The sequence below is a fragment of the Klebsiella sp. PCX genome, from assembly GCF_021869705.1.
Taxonomy (GTDB): Bacteria; Pseudomonadota; Gammaproteobacteria; order Enterobacterales; family Enterobacteriaceae; genus Klebsiella; species Klebsiella quasipneumoniae.
In genome coordinates this window covers 979,213-995,525 of sequence record NZ_CP091527.1, presented here as the reverse complement: position 1 = coordinate 995,525, position 16,313 = coordinate 979,213, and the positions used below count along the sequence as shown (strand labels likewise).

The following is a 16,313-nucleotide window of genomic DNA, read 5'->3' as shown; positions in this document are numbered from 1 at the left end:
AAGATGACACGTAGTATGAAGGGTTGTATAAATAACAAAAACTATCAAAGTATCAATATAATTTTGCTACAGGTGCAATAATGAGAGCCACATCCGAGGAGATCGCCATCTTTGTGGCGGTAGTGGAAAGCGGGAGTTTCAGCCGGGCAGCCGAACAGCTGGGTCAGGCCAACTCTGCCGTCAGCCGGGCAGTCAAAAAGCTCGAATCAAAGCTTGGTGTCAGCCTGCTTAATCGGACCACCCGCCAGCTCAGTCTGACAGAGGAAGGCGAGCGCTATTTTCGGCGGATGCAGGTGGTATTGCAGGAGATGGCGGCGGCAGAAAATGACTTGCTGGAAACGCGCACGACGCCGCGGGGCTTGCTGCGGGTGGATGCCGCGACGCCGGTGATGCTGCATTTTCTCATGCCGCTGGTGAAGCCGTTTCGCGAGCGTTACCCGGAAATGACGCTGTCGCTCGTCTCTTCAGAGACGTTTATTAACCTGATTGAACGGAAAGTGGATGTAGCGATACGGGCCGGAACCTTAACGGATTCCAGCCTGCGCGCCCGACCGCTGTTCACCAGCTATCGTAAGATCGTCGCCTCGCCAGCGTATGTCTCGCGCTACGGTGTGCCGCAGCATCCGTCAGATCTGAAACAACATCAGTGTCTGGGCTTCACTGAACCCGTCTCTCTGAACACCTGGCCAGTCTCCTGTTGCGATGGTCAGTTGTTAGAGATTGAGGCGGCGGTGTCATCAAACAGTGGGGAAACCCTCAAACAACTGTGTCTGACCGGCAACGGTATTGCCTGTCTGTCGGATTATATGGTGGATAAAGAGATAGCCAGCGGGGAGTTTGTTGAACTACTGGCCGACAAACGCTTGCCGGTGGAGATGCCCTTCAGTGCGGTGTACTACAGCGACAGAGCCGTCAGTACACGTATCAGGGCGTTTATTGATTTTCTAAGCGAACACGTAAAACAGCTCCCGAAGGAGCTGTCGTAGTACTCTCTGATAGGCATGCCGGAAGCGGGAGATTAATCCCACTGCGGCGCCAGACCTTCCGGGCTCACCAGCCGATCGTTGCAATCCAGCGCAGCGATCGCCTGGCGATCTTCATCATCCAGCTGCAGATCCAACGCCTTCAGGTTGCTGGCCAGGTTCTCACGCTTCGTCGAGGACGGGATTACCGCGTACCCCTCGCCCATCGCCCATGCCAGGATAACCTGCGCCGGTGTCGCATTATGTTTCGCCGTGATACGGGCAATCACCTCATCTTTCAGTGCCTTACCGTAGGCCAGGGTCATATAAGAGGTGATATGGATACCGTGCTCACGCGCCCAATCGACGACTTTACGGTTTTGCAGATACGGCGAGAGTTCAATCTGATTGGTAGCAATGTTTTCAGCGCCAACGGCGGCAATCGCGCGCTCCATCAGTGGAATAGTGAAGTTGGAGATACCGATCTGACGGGTCAGGCCGAGCGTCTTCGCTTCCATCAGAGCGGCCATAAACTCTTCAACAGCCACCGCATCGTTCGGTGACGGCCAGTGGATCAGCGTGAGATCAACATAGTCAGTACGCAGCTTCTGCAGGCTCTCTTTCAGGCTGGCGATGAGTTTGTCTTTGCTCAGGTTCTCGATCCAGATTTTGGTCGTGATGAACAGCTCATCACGCGGCACGCCGCTTTCGGCGATGGCCTGACCCACCGCGGCTTCGTTGTCATAGATTTGCGCGGTGTCGATAGTACGATAGCCCAGCTCCAGCGCGGTTTTTACGGATGCGATAACAACATCATCTTTCAGACGGAAGGTGCCAAGACCAAATGCAGGGATTGCCATGTTTTTCCTGGTTATTTGTTCATTTCGGTTAACGGATGAAATTATGGCTGATGGTGTGGAGGGGAAAAAGAGCGATTAATGCAGAGGATTTTTGCTGATTTAGCAATAATCGGGAACAGATGAAACAAAAAAGCCCTGAGCAAATGCTCAGGGCTCTTAATAAGTGGCGGAACGGACGGGACTCGAACCCGCGACCCCCTGCGTGACAGGCAGGTATTCTAACCGACTGAACTACCGCTCCACCGAATTTTTTCGCTTTATGACCACCGGTTGTCACCCCGGCTTACTGCAATTTGATGCCTGGCAGTTCCCTACTCTCACATGGGGAGACCCCACACTACCATCGGCGCTACGGCGTTTCACTTCTGAGTTCGGCATGGGGTCAGGTGGGACCACCGCGCTAGTGCCGCCAGGCAAAATTCTTTGTGCTCAGTACGAAATATTTTATCGCATCAGCTGCGTTGGCTGCATTCGCCCGCAGCAGTCACATACTTATGTATGCTCCTGCTGACGTGCATCATTTGCCGCCTTGCTGCTGCGCAAACTATTTCGTACTTCTGAATCAGTGCTGAAAATCTTCTCTCAAATCCGCCAAAACATCTTCGGCGTTGTAAGGTTAAGCCTCACGGTTCATTAGTACCGGTTAGCTCAACGCATCGCTGCGCTTACACACCCGGCCTATCAACGTCATCGTCTTTAACGTTCCTTCAGGAGACTTAAAGTCTCAGGGAGAACTCATCTCGGGGCAAGTTTCGTGCTTAGATGCTTTCAGCACTTATCTCTTCCGCATTTAGCTACCGGGCAGTGCCATTGGCATGACAACCCGAACACCAGTGATGCGTCCACTCCGGTCCTCTCGTACTAGGAGCAGCCCCCCTCAATTCTCCAGCGCCCACGGCAGATAGGGACCGAACTGTCTCACGACGTTCTAAACCCAGCTCGCGTACCACTTTAAATGGCGAACAGCCATACCCTTGGGACCTACTTCAGCCCCAGGATGTGATGAGCCGACATCGAGGTGCCAAACACCGCCGTCGATATGAACTCTTGGGCGGTATCAGCCTGTTATCCCCGGAGTACCTTTTATCCGTTGAGCGATGGCCCTTCCATTCAGAACCACCGGATCACTATGACCTGCTTTCGCACCTGCTCGCGCCGTCACGCTCGCAGTCAAGCTAGCTTATGCCATTGCACTAACCTCCTGATGTCCGACCAGGATTAGCTAACCTTCGTGCTCCTCCGTTACGCTTTGGGAGGAGACCGCCCCAGTCAAACTACCCACCAGACACTGTCCGCAACCCCGATAAGGGGCCAACGTTAGAACATCAAACATTAAAGGGTGGTATTTCAAGGTTGGCTCCACGCAGACTGGCGTCCACGCTTCAAAGCCTCCCACCTATCCTACACATCAAGGCTCAATGTTCAGTGTCAAGCTATAGTAAAGGTTCACGGGGTCTTTCCGTCTTGCCGCGGGTACACTGCATCTTCACAGCGAGTTCAATTTCACTGAGTCTCGGGTGGAGACAGCCTGGCCATCATTACGCCATTCGTGCAGGTCGGAACTTACCCGACAAGGAATTTCGCTACCTTAGGACCGTTATAGTTACGGCCGCCGTTTACCGGGGCTTCGATCAAGAGCTTCTCCTTACGGATAACCCCATCAATTAACCTTCCGGCACCGGGCAGGCGTCACACCGTATACGTCCACTTTCGTGTTTGCACAGTGCTGTGTTTTTAATAAACAGTTGCAGCCAGCTGGTATCTTCGACTGGTCTCAGCTCCATCCGCAGGGACTTCACCTACACACCAGCGTGCCTTCTCCCGAAGTTACGGCACCATTTTGCCTAGTTCCTTCACCCGAGTTCTCTCAAGCGCCTTGGTATTCTCTACCTGACCACCTGTGTCGGTTTGGGGTACGATTTGATGTTACCTGATGCTTAGAGGCTTTTCCTGGAAGCAGGGCATTTGTTACTTCAGCACCGTAGTGCCTCGTCATCACACCTCAGCCTTGATTATCCGGATTTGCCTGGATAACCAGCCTACATGCTTAAACCGGGACAACCGTCGCCCGGCTAACATAGCCTTCTCCGTCCCCCCTTCGCAGTAACACCAAGTACAGGAATATTAACCTGTTTCCCATCGACTACGCCTTTCGGCCTCGCCTTAGGGGTCGACTCACCCTGCCCCGATTAACGTTGGACAGGAACCCTTGGTCTTCCGGCGAGCGGGCTTTTCACCCGCTTTATCGTTACTTATGTCAGCATTCGCACTTCTGATACCTCCAGCAACCCTCACAGGTCACCTTCGCAGGCTTACAGAACGCTCCCCTACCCAACAACACATAGTGTCGCTGCCGCAGCTTCGGTGCATGGTTTAGCCCCGTTACATCTTCCGCGCAGGCCGACTCGACCAGTGAGCTATTACGCTTTCTTTAAATGATGGCTGCTTCTAAGCCAACATCCTGGCTGTCTGTGCCTTCCCACATCGTTTCCCACTTAACCATGACTTTGGGACCTTAGCTGGCGGTCTGGGTTGTTTCCCTCTTCACGACGGACGTTAGCACCCGCCGTGTGTCTCCCGTGATAACATTCTTCGGTATTCGTAGTTTGCATCGGGTTGGTAAGTCGGGATGACCCCCTAGCCGAAACAGTGCTCTACCCCCGAAGATGAGTTCACGAGGCGCTACCTAAATAGCTTTCGGGGAGAACCAGCTATCTCCCGGTTTGATTGGCCTTTCACCCCCAGCCACAAGTCATCCGCTAATTTTTCAACATTAGTCGGTTCGGTCCTCCAGTTAGTGTTACCCAACCTTCAACCTGCCCATGGCTAGATCACCGGGTTTCGGGTCTATACCCTGCAACTTAACGCCCAGTTAAGACTCGGTTTCCCTGCGGCTCCCCTATACGGTTAACCTTGCTACAGAATATAAGTCGCTGACCCATTATACAAAAGGTACGCAGTCACACCATAAAGGTGCTCCCACTGCTTGTACGTACACGGTTTCAGGTTCTTTTTCACTCCCCTCGCCGGGGTTCTTTTCGCCTTTCCCTCACGGTACTGGTTCACTATCGGTCAGTCAGGAGTATTTAGCCTTGGAGGATGGTCCCCCCATATTCAGACAGGATACCACGTGTCCCGCCCTACTCTTCGAGTTCACAACCTGTGCATTTTGGTGTACGGGACTATCACCCTGTACCGTCGGACTTTCCAGACCGTTCCACTAACACACAAGCTGATTCAGACTCTGGGCTGCTCCCCGTTCGCTCGCCGCTACTGGGGGAATCTCGGTTGATTTCTTTTCCTCGGGGTACTTAGATGTTTCAGTTCCCCCGGTTCGCCTCGTTAACCTATGTATTCAGTTAACGATAGTGCAACGAATTGCACTGGGTTTCCCCATTCGGACATCGCCGGTTATAACGGTTCATATCACCTTACCGACGCTTTTCGCAGATTAGCACGTCCTTCATCGCCTCTGACTGCCAGGGCATCCACCGTGTACGCTTAGTCGCTTAACCTCACAACCCGAAGATGTTTCACTTCGTGTTGCGAAAATTTGAGAGACTCGAACACACATTAACTGTGTGTCGTTTCAATTTTCAGCTTGATCCAGATTTTTAAAGAGCAAAACTTCGCAGTGCACCTTTTCAGGTTCACTCTGAAGTTTTCTTGTGTTCGCAGTAAAGATGGTGGAGCTATGCGGGATCGAACCGCAGACCTCCTGCGTGCAAAGCAGGCGCTCTCCCAGCTGAGCTATAGCCCCATCGTTTGCAACCTCTTCAAATTTGCTTCGCAAATTTGGTAGGCCTGAGTGGACTTGAACCACCGACCTCACCCTTATCAGGGGTGCGCTCTAACCACCTGAGCTACAAGCCTGTAGAGGTTTTTACTGCTGTTTTTCATCAGACAATCTGTGTGAGCACTGCAAAGGCAGGTTCTTTAAGGTAAGGAGGTGATCCAACCGCAGGTTCCCCTACGGTTACCTTGTTACGACTTCACCCCAGTCATGAATCACAAAGTGGTAAGCGCCCTCCCGAAGGTTAAGCTACCTACTTCTTTTGCAACCCACTCCCATGGTGTGACGGGCGGTGTGTACAAGGCCCGGGAACGTATTCACCGTAGCATTCTGATCTACGATTACTAGCGATTCCGACTTCATGGAGTCGAGTTGCAGACTCCAATCCGGACTACGACATACTTTATGAGGTCCGCTTGCTCTCGCGAGGTCGCTTCTCTTTGTATATGCCATTGTAGCACGTGTGTAGCCCTGGTCGTAAGGGCCATGATGACTTGACGTCATCCCCACCTTCCTCCAGTTTATCACTGGCAGTCTCCTTTGAGTTCCCGGCCGAACCGCTGGCAACAAAGGATAAGGGTTGCGCTCGTTGCGGGACTTAACCCAACATTTCACAACACGAGCTGACGACAGCCATGCAGCACCTGTCTCACAGTTCCCGAAGGCACCAATCCATCTCTGGAAAGTTCTGTGGATGTCAAGACCAGGTAAGGTTCTTCGCGTTGCATCGAATTAAACCACATGCTCCACCGCTTGTGCGGGCCCCCGTCAATTCATTTGAGTTTTAACCTTGCGGCCGTACTCCCCAGGCGGTCGATTTAACGCGTTAGCTCCGGAAGCCACGCCTCAAGGGCACAACCTCCAAATCGACATCGTTTACGGCGTGGACTACCAGGGTATCTAATCCTGTTTGCTCCCCACGCTTTCGCACCTGAGCGTCAGTCTTTGTCCAGGGGGCCGCCTTCGCCACCGGTATTCCTCCAGATCTCTACGCATTTCACCGCTACACCTGGAATTCTACCCCCCTCTACAAGACTCTAGCCTGCCAGTTTCGAATGCAGTTCCCAGGTTGAGCCCGGGGATTTCACATCCGACTTGACAGACCGCCTGCGTGCGCTTTACGCCCAGTAATTCCGATTAACGCTTGCACCCTCCGTATTACCGCGGCTGCTGGCACGGAGTTAGCCGGTGCTTCTTCTGCGGGTAACGTCAATCGACAAGGTTATTAACCTTATCGCCTTCCTCCCCGCTGAAAGTACTTTACAACCCGAAGGCCTTCTTCATACACGCGGCATGGCTGCATCAGGCTTGCGCCCATTGTGCAATATTCCCCACTGCTGCCTCCCGTAGGAGTCTGGACCGTGTCTCAGTTCCAGTGTGGCTGGTCATCCTCTCAGACCAGCTAGGGATCGTCGCCTAGGTGAGCCGTTACCCCACCTACTAGCTAATCCCATCTGGGCACATCTGATGGCATGAGGCCCGAAGGTCCCCCACTTTGGTCTTGCGACGTTATGCGGTATTAGCTACCGTTTCCAGTAGTTATCCCCCTCCATCAGGCAGTTTCCCAGACATTACTCACCCGTCCGCCGCTCGTCACCCGAGAGCAAGCTCTCTGTGCTACCGCTCGACTTGCATGTGTTAGGCCTGCCGCCAGCGTTCAATCTGAGCCATGATCAAACTCTTCAATTTAAGTTTGATGCTCAAAGAATTAAACTTCGTAATGAATTACGTGTTCACTCTTGAGACTTGGTATTCATTTTTCGTCCGAGGACGTTAAGAATCCATGTCACTTTGAGTGCCCACACAGATTGTCTGATAAATTGTTAAAGAGCAGTTGCGACGCGCTTTAGCGCTCTGTCGCGAGGTGGCGTATATTACGCTTTCCTCTTTCAGAGTCAACCCGTTTTTCAGGATTTTTCTCTTCAACCGAACCGGCTGTTTGTGTGAAGTGATTCACATCCGCCGTGTCGATGGAGGCGCATTATAGGGAGCCCGCCGGGAATGACAAGCGGAAAAATACAATTTTATTTCAACCGCTCATCTTTTATACGCAACGCTTATTTTTGCTGCTTTTTAATCGCCGCCGGCAGCTCGGTCAGGCTATTTAGCACCCAATCCGCGGCTTTTTCCGCTTCTTCAGTAACAGGCTTACCGGTACGCACCAGCACTTTAGTACCGACATCAGCGGCCGCTGCAGCCTGCATATCTTCCAGTTTGTCCCCTACCATATAGGAAGCGGCCATATCGATATGCAGATAATCGCGAGCGGAGATCAGCATCCCCGGATGCGGTTTACGGCAATCACAGGTCTGACGGTACTCCTCAACCGCACCCTGCGGGTGATGCGGGCAATAATAGATACCGTCCAGATCTACGCCACGGTCTGCCAGAGACCAGTCCATCCATTCGGTCAGCGTTTCAAACTGGGCTTCGGTAAATTTACCGCGAGCAATACCGGACTGGTTAGTGACCAGCACCAGCGCGTAGCCCATCTCTTTGAGCTCGCGCATTGCGTCAATGACGCCATCGATAAATTCAAAATTGTCGATTTCGTGGACGTAGCCATGATCGACATTAATGGTGCCGTCACGGTCGAGAAAAATTGCGGGTACTGACTTTGCCACCGGTTTGCTCCTGAAAAAGGCTAGTGCCGTTAGTATCGCATGTTTCCGCATGCAAGAAAGTGCTCATTATAAAGAGTCAGATTGATTTAGACGTCTGGATGCCTTAACATCCATTTCATTGCCAGGCATCGCCTGGATACGGCAGAAGAAAATGCCACGGCAAACGGCTAAACGATAATAAATAACTGATGATTAAACTTTCCAATATCACCAAAGTGTTCCAGCAGGGGAATCGCAGCATTCAGGCGCTGAACAATGTCAGCCTGCATGTCCCTGCCGGACAAATTTACGGCGTCATCGGTGCCTCAGGCGCCGGTAAAAGTACGCTGATTCGCTGCGTTAACCTGCTGGAGCGCCCGACCGAGGGCAGCGTACAGGTTGACGGTCAGGAACTGACTGCGCTGTCGGAAAAAGAGCTAACCCGCGCTCGCCGTCAGATTGGCATGATTTTCCAGCATTTTAACCTGCTGGCATCCCGCACCGTTTTCGGCAACGTGGCGTTACCCCTGGAGCTGGATAACACGCCACAGGCAGAAATCAAACGCCGTGTGACGGAGCTGCTGGATCTTGTCGGCCTGGGCGATAAGCACGACAGCTATCCGGCTAATCTCTCCGGCGGTCAGAAACAGCGTGTCGCCATTGCCCGCGCGCTGGCCAGTAACCCCAAGGTGCTGCTGTGCGATGAAGCCACCAGCGCCCTGGATCCGGCCACCACCCGTTCCATTCTCGAACTGCTGAAAGACATTAACCGTCGTCTGGGGCTGACCATCCTGCTGATCACCCACGAAATGGATGTGGTGAAACGCATTTGCGACTGCGTGGCGGTGATTAGCAACGGCCAGTTGATTGAGCAGGACACGGTGAGCGAAGTCTTCTCCCATCCGAAGACGCCGCTGGCCCAGCAGTTTATTCAGTCGACCCTGCACCTGGATATTCCGGATGACTACCAGGCGCGCCTGAAACCTACCGCTACAGCGGATAGCTTACCAATGCTGCGCATGGAATTTACCGGCCATTCCGTCGATGCGCCGCTGCTTTCTGAAACCGCGCGTCGCTTCAACGTGAATAACAACATTATTAGCGCGCAGATGGATTATGCCGGCGGGGTGAAGTTCGGCATCATGCTGACTGAAATGCACGGTACACAGGAAGACACTCAGGCGGCTATCGCCTGGCTGCAGGAACATCATGTAAAAGTAGAGGTATTGGGTTATGTCTGAGGCAATGATGTGGCTGCTGTTGCGCGGCGTATGGGAAACGCTGGCAATGACCTTTGTCTCCGGCTTCTTCGGTTTTGTCCTTGGCCTGCCGGTGGGCGTGCTGCTGTACGTGACCCGTCCGGGGCAAATCGTCGCCAATGCTAAACTGTACCGGACGCTGTCGGCGCTGGTGAACATTTTCCGCTCCATCCCGTTCATTATCCTGTTGGTCTGGATGATCCCGTTTACCCGCGTAATCGTCGGCACCTCAATCGGCCTGCAGGCGGCGATCGTGCCGTTGACAGTGGGCGCCGCGCCGTTTATCGCTCGCATGGTGGAGAACGCGCTGCTGGAGATCCCGACAGGCCTTATTGAAGCCTCCCGGGCAATGGGCGCTACGCCGCTGCAGATCGTGCGTAAGGTTCTGCTGCCTGAAGCGCTGCCGGGTCTGGTCAACGCCGCCACTATCACTCTTATCACCCTGGTGGGCTATTCCGCCATGGGCGGCGCGGTGGGCGCCGGCGGTTTGGGGCAGATTGGTTATCAGTATGGCTATATCGGCTACAACGCCACCGTGATGAATACCGTACTGGTATTGCTGGTTATTCTGGTTTATTTAATTCAATTCTCTGGCGATCGCATCGTCCGGGCTGTGACTCATAAATAACGTTATTGGCAGACAACACTCATTCTTACAGGAAGGAAATAACATGGCCTTTAATTTCAAAACCTTTGCGGCAGTTGGTGCGTTAATCGGTTCTCTGGCGCTGGTGGGTTGCGGTCAGGATGAAAAAGATCCGAATCATATTAAAGTCGGCGTTATCGTCGGGGCGGAGCAGCAGGTCGCTGAAGTCGCGCAGAAAGTGGCAAAAGAGAAGTATGGCCTTGACGTTGAGCTGGTGACCTTCAACGATTACGTTCTGCCGAACGAAGCGCTGAGCAAAGGTGATATCGACGTCAACGCCTTCCAGCATAAACCGTACCTCGACCAGCAGATTAAAGACCGCGGCTACAAGCTGGTGGCTGTCGGCAATACCTTCGTCTACCCGATCGCGGGTTACTCGAAGAAAATCAAATCGCTGGACGAACTGCAGCCGGGCTCGCAGATCGCCGTCCCTAACGATCCGACCAACCTCGGTCGTTCTCTGCTGCTGCTGCAGCAGGTGGGCCTGATCAAACTGAAAGACGGCGTTGGCCTGCTGCCGACCTCGCTGGATATCGTCGAGAACCCGAAAAACCTGAAGATTGTTGAACTGGAAGCGCCGCAGCTGCCGCGTTCTCTCGACGACGCGCAGATTGCGCTGGCCGTTATCAACACCACTTACGCCAGCCAGATTGGCCTGACCCCGGCGAAAGACGGCATCTTTGTTGAAGGGAAAGAGTCGCCGTACGTGAACCTGATCGTGGCGCGTGAAGACAATAAAGATGCTGAGAATGTGAAAAAATTCGTTCAGGCTTACCAGAGCGATGAAGTTTACGAAGCAGCAAACAAGATCTTTAACGGCGGCGCAGTGAAAGGCTGGTAATCTTTTCTCACCGTAATATCATTCAGGACGGGCTTCACGCCCGTCTTGTCATTTATGCAAGCACCTGATTCAATAACGCCCTGTTTTTTATTCATTGAGGAAATATTATGCGTGCTTTACCGGTCTGTTTGATAGCACTCATGTTAAGCGGTTGTTCCATGCTAAGCAGATCTCCCGTCGAGCCTGTTCAAAGCACTGCAACTCCTCCGGTTAAATCGGAGCCGACCAAACCACGCGCAACCCGTCCGGCGCCGGTACGTATTTATACCGATGCGTCAGAGCTGGTAGGTAAACCGTTCCGCGATCTGGGTGAAGTGTCTGGCGAGTCCTGCCAGGCTTCGAATCAGGATTCTCCGCCGAATATCCCTACCGCCCGCAAGCGCCTGCAGATTAATGCCGCACGAATGAAAGCCAATGCTGTCCTGCTGCACCGCTGCGAAGTGACCAGCGGTACCCCAGGCTGCTACCGTCAGGCGGTTTGTCTGGGCTCGGCGCTTAACGTATCGGCGCAATGAGTGCATTTCAGTTCGCGCAGATAGGCGTTATCCGCTCGCCGTATAAAGAGAAGTTTGCCGTGCCTCGCCAGCCGGGTCTGGTCAAGCACGGCGGCGGAGAACTCCATCTGATCGCGCCCTACAACCAGGCCGACGCCGTGCGTGGTCTGGAAAGCTTCAGCCATCTGTGGATCTTGTTTGTGTTTCATCAGACCATGGAAGGCGGCTGGCGTCCGACGGTGCGCCCTCCCCGTCTCGGGGGCAACGCGCGTATGGGCGTCTTCGCCACCCGCTCCACGTTTCGCCCCAATCCCATTGGCATGTCGCTGGTTGAGCTGAAGGGCGTTCGCTGTCAAAAAGAGCAGGTGATACTGGAGCTCGGCAGCCTCGATCTCGTCGACGGTACGCCGGTGGTCGACATCAAACCCTATCTGCCGTTTGCCGAAGCGCTGCCCAACGCGCACGCCAGCTACGCGCAACAGGCACCGCAGGCGGATCAGGTCGTCAGTTTTACCGCCGAGGTCGAAACGCAGCTTTTGCATCTGGAGAAGCGTTATCCGCATCTGAAGGCGTTTATCCGAGAGGTGCTGGCGCAGGATCCGCGTCCGGCCTATCGTAAGGAAGAAGAGGCAGGTAAAAATTACGCCGTCTGGCTGCTGGATTTCAACGTCCGCTGGCGGGTGACTGCCGCCGGTTTTGAAGTCTTTGCCCTCGAAGCGCGCTAATTTTATTTTCCTCTCTTTTGGCATCTTTGCCACACTGGTAAACTAAACCACTTTTTTTGTTTCAGGCTGGGCAACCAGCCTGTTCCGCTCGTTTAACTGGAACCGTTACAACATGCGTACTAGCCAATATCTGCTCTCCACTCTGAAGGAGACACCTGCCGACGCCGAGGTAATCAGCCACCAGCTGATGCTGCGCGCCGGGATGATCCGCAAGCTGGCCTCCGGGTTATACACCTGGCTGCCGACCGGCGTGCGCGTCCTGAAAAAAGTCGAAAACATCGTGCGTGAAGAGATGAACAACGCCGGTGCGATCGAGGTGTTAATGCCGGTCGTTCAGCCATCTGAACTATGGCAGGAGAGCGGTCGCTGGGAGCAGTACGGCCCGGAACTGCTGCGCATTGCCGATCGTGGCGATCGTCCGTTCGTCCTCGGTCCAACCCACGAAGAGGTCATCACCGACCTGATCCGCAACGAGCTGAACTCCTATAAGCAGCTGCCGCTGAACTTCTATCAGATCCAGACCAAATTCCGCGACGAAGTGCGTCCGCGTTTCGGCGTGATGCGCTCCCGCGAATTCCTGATGAAAGATGCGTACTCTTTCCATACTTCGCAGGAATCGCTGCAGGAAACCTACGATGCGATGTACGCCGCTTACAGTAAAATCTTCAGCCGCATGGGGCTGGACTTCCGCGCGGTACAGGCTGATACCGGCTCTATCGGCGGCAGCGCCTCTCATGAATTCCAGGTGCTGGCGCAGAGCGGCGAAGACGATGTGATCTTCTCCGACAGCTCCGACTACGCGGCAAACATCGAGTTTGCGGAAGCCGTTGCGCCGAAAACGCCGCGCGCGGCCGCCACCCAGGAGATGACCCTGGTCGACACGCCGAACGCCAAAACCATCGCCGAGCTGGTTGAGCAGTTCAACCTGCCGATCGAAAAAACCGTGAAAACCCTGCTGGTGAAAGCGGTTGAAGATAGCGCTTCCCCGCTGGTTGCCCTGCTGGTGCGCGGCGATCACGAGCTGAACGAAGTGAAAGCCGAAAAACTGCCGCAGGTCGCCAGCCCGCTGACCTTCGCCACCGAAGAAGAGATCCGCGCCCTGGTGAAAGCCGGTCCGGGCTCCCTGGGTCCGGTGAACCTGCCGGTGCCGGTGATTATCGACCGTACTGTGGCGGTGATGAGCGATTTCGCCGCCGGCGCCAACATCGATGGCAAACACTACTTCGGCATCAACTGGGACCGCGATGTCGCCACGCCGGAAGTCGCGGACATCCGTAACGTCGTCGCCGGCGATCCGAGCCCGGACGGCAAAGGTACCCTGCTTATCAAGCGCGGTATCGAAGTGGGTCATATCTTCCAGCTGGGGACGAAGTACTCCGAGGCGATGAAAGCCGCGGTCCAGGGCGAAGATGGCCGCAACCAGATCCTGACGATGGGCTGCTATGGTATCGGGGTCACTCGCGTAGTGGCGGCGGCGATTGAGCAGAACTTTGACGATCGCGGTATCGTCTGGCCGGATGCGATTGCGCCGTTCCAGGTGGCGATCCTGCCGATGAACATGCACAAATCTTACCGTGTGCAGGAGCTGGCGGAGAAACTGTACGCCGAGCTGAGCGCCCAGGGTATTGAAGTGCTGATGGACGATCGTAAAGAGCGTCCGGGCGTGATGTTCGCAGATATGGAGCTGATCGGTATCCCGCACACCATCGTGCTGGGCGATCGTAACCTCGACAATGACGATATCGAATACAAGTATCGTCGCAACGGTGAGAAGCAGCTGATTAAGACCGGGGATATTGTGGAATATCTGGTTAAAGCGATAAAAGGCTAATCACCCAACCAGGGCCCTGAACGGATGTCAGGGCCTTTTTTTTACAAGTACTGCACCCGTGACTGGACCTCTCCTCAGTAGCGGGCTGCTGACCTCCGCCCTGCTCCTGCCTACCGCCTGCACTGTAGACGTCGGCCGCAACGCCCCTTCCGCATCCGCTACCGATAGCCGCTCACTGCCATGGGCGGTCCCCCTCCAGCGCCAAAGCTCGATTGCCGGCAGCGGACTGCGCGAAATCGCCGAAAGCGACCTACGTTCCGGCGACCTGCTCTTCTTCTCCAGCCTCGGCGTCACTTCGTTTGGGATCCGCGCCTTCAGTCCCTCTTCCGTGAGCCACGTCGCGCTGTATCTGGTGAACAATCCGAAGGCCGGTGCGGAGTAAAAGAACGATTTGCCCTTTCCCACCCGTCATGAGGCTCATGATTCGTGCGCTATGGTTGGTGGAAAAGGGGGGGACGGTAAAACCACCATAACCGAAGTCCGCTGGCCGGCTACCGCTGAGGCGTATCTCCTGCCCGTTTCCCGGGCAGGAGCCGGACAATCAGTGTCCGCAGTCTTTCCCTGGAATAAATTTGCCGGCCTGATCCGTCATCAGCGTTTTCATCATTTCGCCGGTATCCGGGTTCGCCTCGAGGGTAAAGTGCCCTTCCACCACCAGCAGAACCGGACGTGAATCATTGCCGCGGGCAGCGGCATAATCCCGCTCAAGCTGGGCATTGTTCGCCACCGCGACGCGTTTACCGGTCGCGCAATCAGTAAAGGTTGCCGCATCGGCCATATAGAAGTACATGCCACGCATCGCCATCGGGGTGGTCGGCAGGCTGGCCTTCACCGGCTCCAGGGTATAGTTGAGAGGAGACTGAATGGGACTCCCGTTGCGGTCGAGCATCTCCAGCTTGTCGCCCTTCGCGCGAAAGTACGATTTTTCGCCCTTGCTGTTGGTCAGTACCAGCTTATCCGCTGTACGCGCCCAGGTGCCGTAAGAGGCAAAGGAAGATGGTTCACGACCAGCGCCCTGGTAGTGCTCATTCATCACCCAGGTACCGTCTTTTTCCAGGAACAGCGAGGTGTCGATGCCTTCGCAATCCGCGCAGGGCAGCACCCCACGCCAGCTTTGCTGCATCGGTTTGAGCTCTTCCATCGCTGCCGGCTGAACCGTGTCATTTTCGGCGCGATGGTTACAACCAAACAGCGCGAACAGCGAACAGGCCGCTATCACGGAGAATATGATTTTCTTCACTCTACTTTCCTTATGATCCATTCCACCCGTTCGCCGACGCCTTCACTGGCGAACTTTTCCACGCAGCGCCTTGACTGAGGACTTTTGCGCCTTAGAAGCAAGGCGACGCTCTTTGGATGCCCGAGTCGGTCGCGTCTCCCGGCGACTTTTTTGCACTGCGGTTAATTCTTTGATAAGGGCCACCAGCCGGGCGATCGCCGCTTCGCGGTTCATCTCCTGACTGCGATATTCCTGAGCCTTAATGATAACCACACCGTCAGCAGAAATTAAGTGATGGCTGGCGGCGAGCAGGCGCTCTTTGTAAAACGCCGGCAGGCTCGAGGCTTTAATATCGAAGCGCAGATGGATCGCGGTCGACGCTTTGTTCACGTGCTGGCCCCCGGCCCCCTGGGCGCGAATACCTTCCAGCGTGATCTCGTTGTCAGCAATGGCCACACTGCGGCTGATAGTAATCATGCCGGCGCTTGCCAGGCGGTAAGCTGAATTTCCAGATTATTCTGAGCATCGGATAACCAGATGCTCCCCTCCTGCAAAGTGGCCTGCAGCGTCATCGTGCGGTCGGCAAAAGCGCTAAGCTGCGCCAGCTGGGCATCATCAAGATACCAGATGGTCAGCTTCGGGTACGCCGCAAGCTTGTTCTGATTTTGCTGCCACCAGATTTCAGCCGCCCGGCTGTTATAGGCGAACAACGCCACCGCCTGCGCCCGCGAGCAGGCTTTCTTGATACGTTTCTCGTCCGGCAGCCCCAGCTCGATCCACAGATCAACCCCGAGATGATCGTTAAGCAGCCACAGCTCCGGCTCGTCGTCTGACGAGAGGCCGCGCGTAAACTGCAGCCGTTCATCGGCATATTTGATCCACGCCAGCAGGCGCAGCATCATGCGCTCCTGGGTTTCCGACGGGTGCTGCGCCAGCGTCAGGTTAGCATCCAGAAACTGGTTGCGATCCAGATCGGCTACATTCACCGCGGCTTTATATATCGTCGCTTTCAGCGCCATGAATAAACTCCTGAAAAAAATGGCGTACATTGTAGCGAAACTGGCGGCAAAAGGCTGTCAG

The 16,313-nt window shown here is 54.7% G+C and carries 12 protein-coding genes, 3 tRNA genes, 3 rRNA genes and 1 pseudogene; 8 read left to right on the top strand and 11 right to left on the bottom strand.

The features are described from left to right. Nucleotides 1–80: 80 nt before the first annotated feature. The gene (gene yafC / locus GQR96_RS04595; RefSeq protein WP_004204612.1) at nucleotides 81–986 is read left to right on the top strand and encodes a DNA-binding transcriptional regulator YafC; all 906 of its coding nucleotides are present in this window, start codon (nucleotides 81–83) and stop codon (nucleotides 984–986) included. Nucleotides 987–1,018: 32 nt separating this feature from the next. Here yafC and dkgB read toward each other — a convergent pair whose 3' ends face one another. The 8 genes from dkgB to gmhB all read right to left on the bottom strand — a co-directional run bounded on the left by dkgB (nucleotide 1,019) and on the right by gmhB (nucleotide 8,239). After that, nucleotides 1,019–1,822: a 2,5-didehydrogluconate reductase DkgB gene (gene dkgB, locus GQR96_RS04590; protein WP_065903421.1), complete on the bottom strand. Its 804-nt coding sequence runs from the start codon at nucleotides 1,820–1,822 to the stop codon at nucleotides 1,019–1,021. A gap of 164 nt (nucleotides 1,823–1,986) precedes the next feature. Next, nucleotides 1,987–2,063: transfer RNA gene (locus GQR96_RS04585), tRNA-Asp, on the bottom strand. A 57-nt stretch (nucleotides 2,064–2,120) separates the two neighbouring features. Continuing rightward, a 5S ribosomal RNA gene (rrf, locus tag GQR96_RS04580) occupies nucleotides 2,121–2,236 on the bottom strand. Between the two features lie 198 nt (nucleotides 2,237–2,434). Further along, nucleotides 2,435–5,337 (bottom strand): 23S ribosomal RNA (locus GQR96_RS04575). Between the two features lie 169 nt (nucleotides 5,338–5,506). Further along, nucleotides 5,507–5,582 (bottom strand) — tRNA-Ala (locus tag GQR96_RS04570). Between the two features lie 36 nt (nucleotides 5,583–5,618). Further along, nucleotides 5,619–5,695: transfer RNA gene (locus tag GQR96_RS04565), tRNA-Ile, on the bottom strand. A gap of 69 nt (nucleotides 5,696–5,764) precedes the next feature. Then, a 16S ribosomal RNA gene (locus GQR96_RS04560) occupies nucleotides 5,765–7,304 on the bottom strand. The 16S, 23S and 5S rRNA genes sit together here with 3 tRNA genes alongside, the layout of an rRNA operon. A 368-nt stretch (nucleotides 7,305–7,672) precedes the next feature. Then, on the bottom strand, nucleotides 7,673–8,239 hold the full coding sequence (gmhB, locus tag GQR96_RS04555; RefSeq protein ID WP_004204479.1) for a D-glycero-beta-D-manno-heptose 1,7-bisphosphate 7-phosphatase: 567 nt from the start codon (nucleotides 8,237–8,239) through the stop codon (nucleotides 7,673–7,675). A gap of 188 nt (nucleotides 8,240–8,427) precedes the next feature. Here gmhB and metN point away from each other — a divergent pair, with 188 nt between their 5' ends. From metN to GQR96_RS04520, 7 genes and pseudogenes are all read left to right on the top strand, one after another. After that, nucleotides 8,428–9,459, top strand: coding sequence for a methionine ABC transporter ATP-binding protein MetN (gene metN, locus GQR96_RS04550; protein WP_065904268.1), 1,032 nt, complete (start codon nucleotides 8,428–8,430; stop codon nucleotides 9,457–9,459). Then, complete coding sequence (locus GQR96_RS04545; RefSeq protein ID WP_004204478.1) at nucleotides 9,452–10,105, top strand: methionine ABC transporter permease MetI; 654 nt, start codon at nucleotides 9,452–9,454, stop codon at nucleotides 10,103–10,105. The genes metN and GQR96_RS04545 overlap by 8 nt, the downstream gene beginning before the upstream one ends. A 43-nt stretch (nucleotides 10,106–10,148) precedes the next feature. Continuing rightward, nucleotides 10,149–10,964, top strand: a complete 816-nt coding sequence (gene metQ, locus GQR96_RS04540; RefSeq protein ID WP_002889445.1) for a methionine ABC transporter substrate-binding lipoprotein MetQ — start codon at nucleotides 10,149–10,151, stop codon at nucleotides 10,962–10,964. A 107-nt stretch (nucleotides 10,965–11,071) separates the two neighbouring features. Next, a complete protein-coding gene (gene rcsF, locus GQR96_RS04535) occupies nucleotides 11,072–11,479 on the top strand; it encodes an Rcs stress response system protein RcsF (RefSeq protein ID WP_004204477.1) in 408 nt (135 codons plus the stop codon). Further along, complete coding sequence (gene tsaA / locus GQR96_RS04530) at nucleotides 11,476–12,183, top strand: tRNA (N6-threonylcarbamoyladenosine(37)-N6)-methyltransferase TrmO (protein ID WP_017900660.1); 708 nt, start codon at nucleotides 11,476–11,478, stop codon at nucleotides 12,181–12,183. Before rcsF ends, tsaA begins: the two co-directional genes overlap by 4 nt. Before the next feature lie 112 nt (nucleotides 12,184–12,295). Further along, a complete protein-coding gene (proS, locus tag GQR96_RS04525; protein ID WP_004204474.1) occupies nucleotides 12,296–14,014 on the top strand; it encodes a proline--tRNA ligase in 1,719 nt (572 codons plus the stop codon). 58 nt (nucleotides 14,015–14,072) lie between these two features. Further along, a pseudogene (locus GQR96_RS04520) lies at nucleotides 14,073–14,366 on the top strand (hypothetical protein); the annotation flags it as partial. 189 nt (nucleotides 14,367–14,555) lie between these two features. Here GQR96_RS04520 and nlpE read toward each other — a convergent pair. The 3 genes from nlpE to GQR96_RS04505 are packed head-to-tail and all read right to left on the bottom strand — an operon-like array spanning nucleotide 14,556 to nucleotide 16,252. Beyond that, entirely contained in the window at nucleotides 14,556–15,254 is a 699-nt protein-coding gene (gene nlpE / locus GQR96_RS04515; protein WP_004204471.1) for an envelope stress response activation lipoprotein NlpE, read from the bottom strand. Between the two features lie 42 nt (nucleotides 15,255–15,296). After that, nucleotides 15,297–15,710 carry an alternative ribosome rescue aminoacyl-tRNA hydrolase ArfB gene (gene arfB / locus GQR96_RS04510; RefSeq protein WP_004204468.1) on the bottom strand — a complete coding sequence of 138 codons (414 nt, stop codon included), beginning with the start codon at nucleotides 15,708–15,710 and terminating at the stop codon, nucleotides 15,297–15,299. After that, nucleotides 15,707–16,252 carry a YaeQ family protein gene (locus tag GQR96_RS04505; protein ID WP_004204466.1) on the bottom strand — a complete coding sequence of 182 codons (546 nt, stop codon included), beginning with the start codon at nucleotides 16,250–16,252 and terminating at the stop codon, nucleotides 15,707–15,709. The genes arfB and GQR96_RS04505 overlap by 4 nt, the downstream gene beginning before the upstream one ends. Between the last annotated feature and the right edge of the window lie 61 nt (nucleotides 16,253–16,313).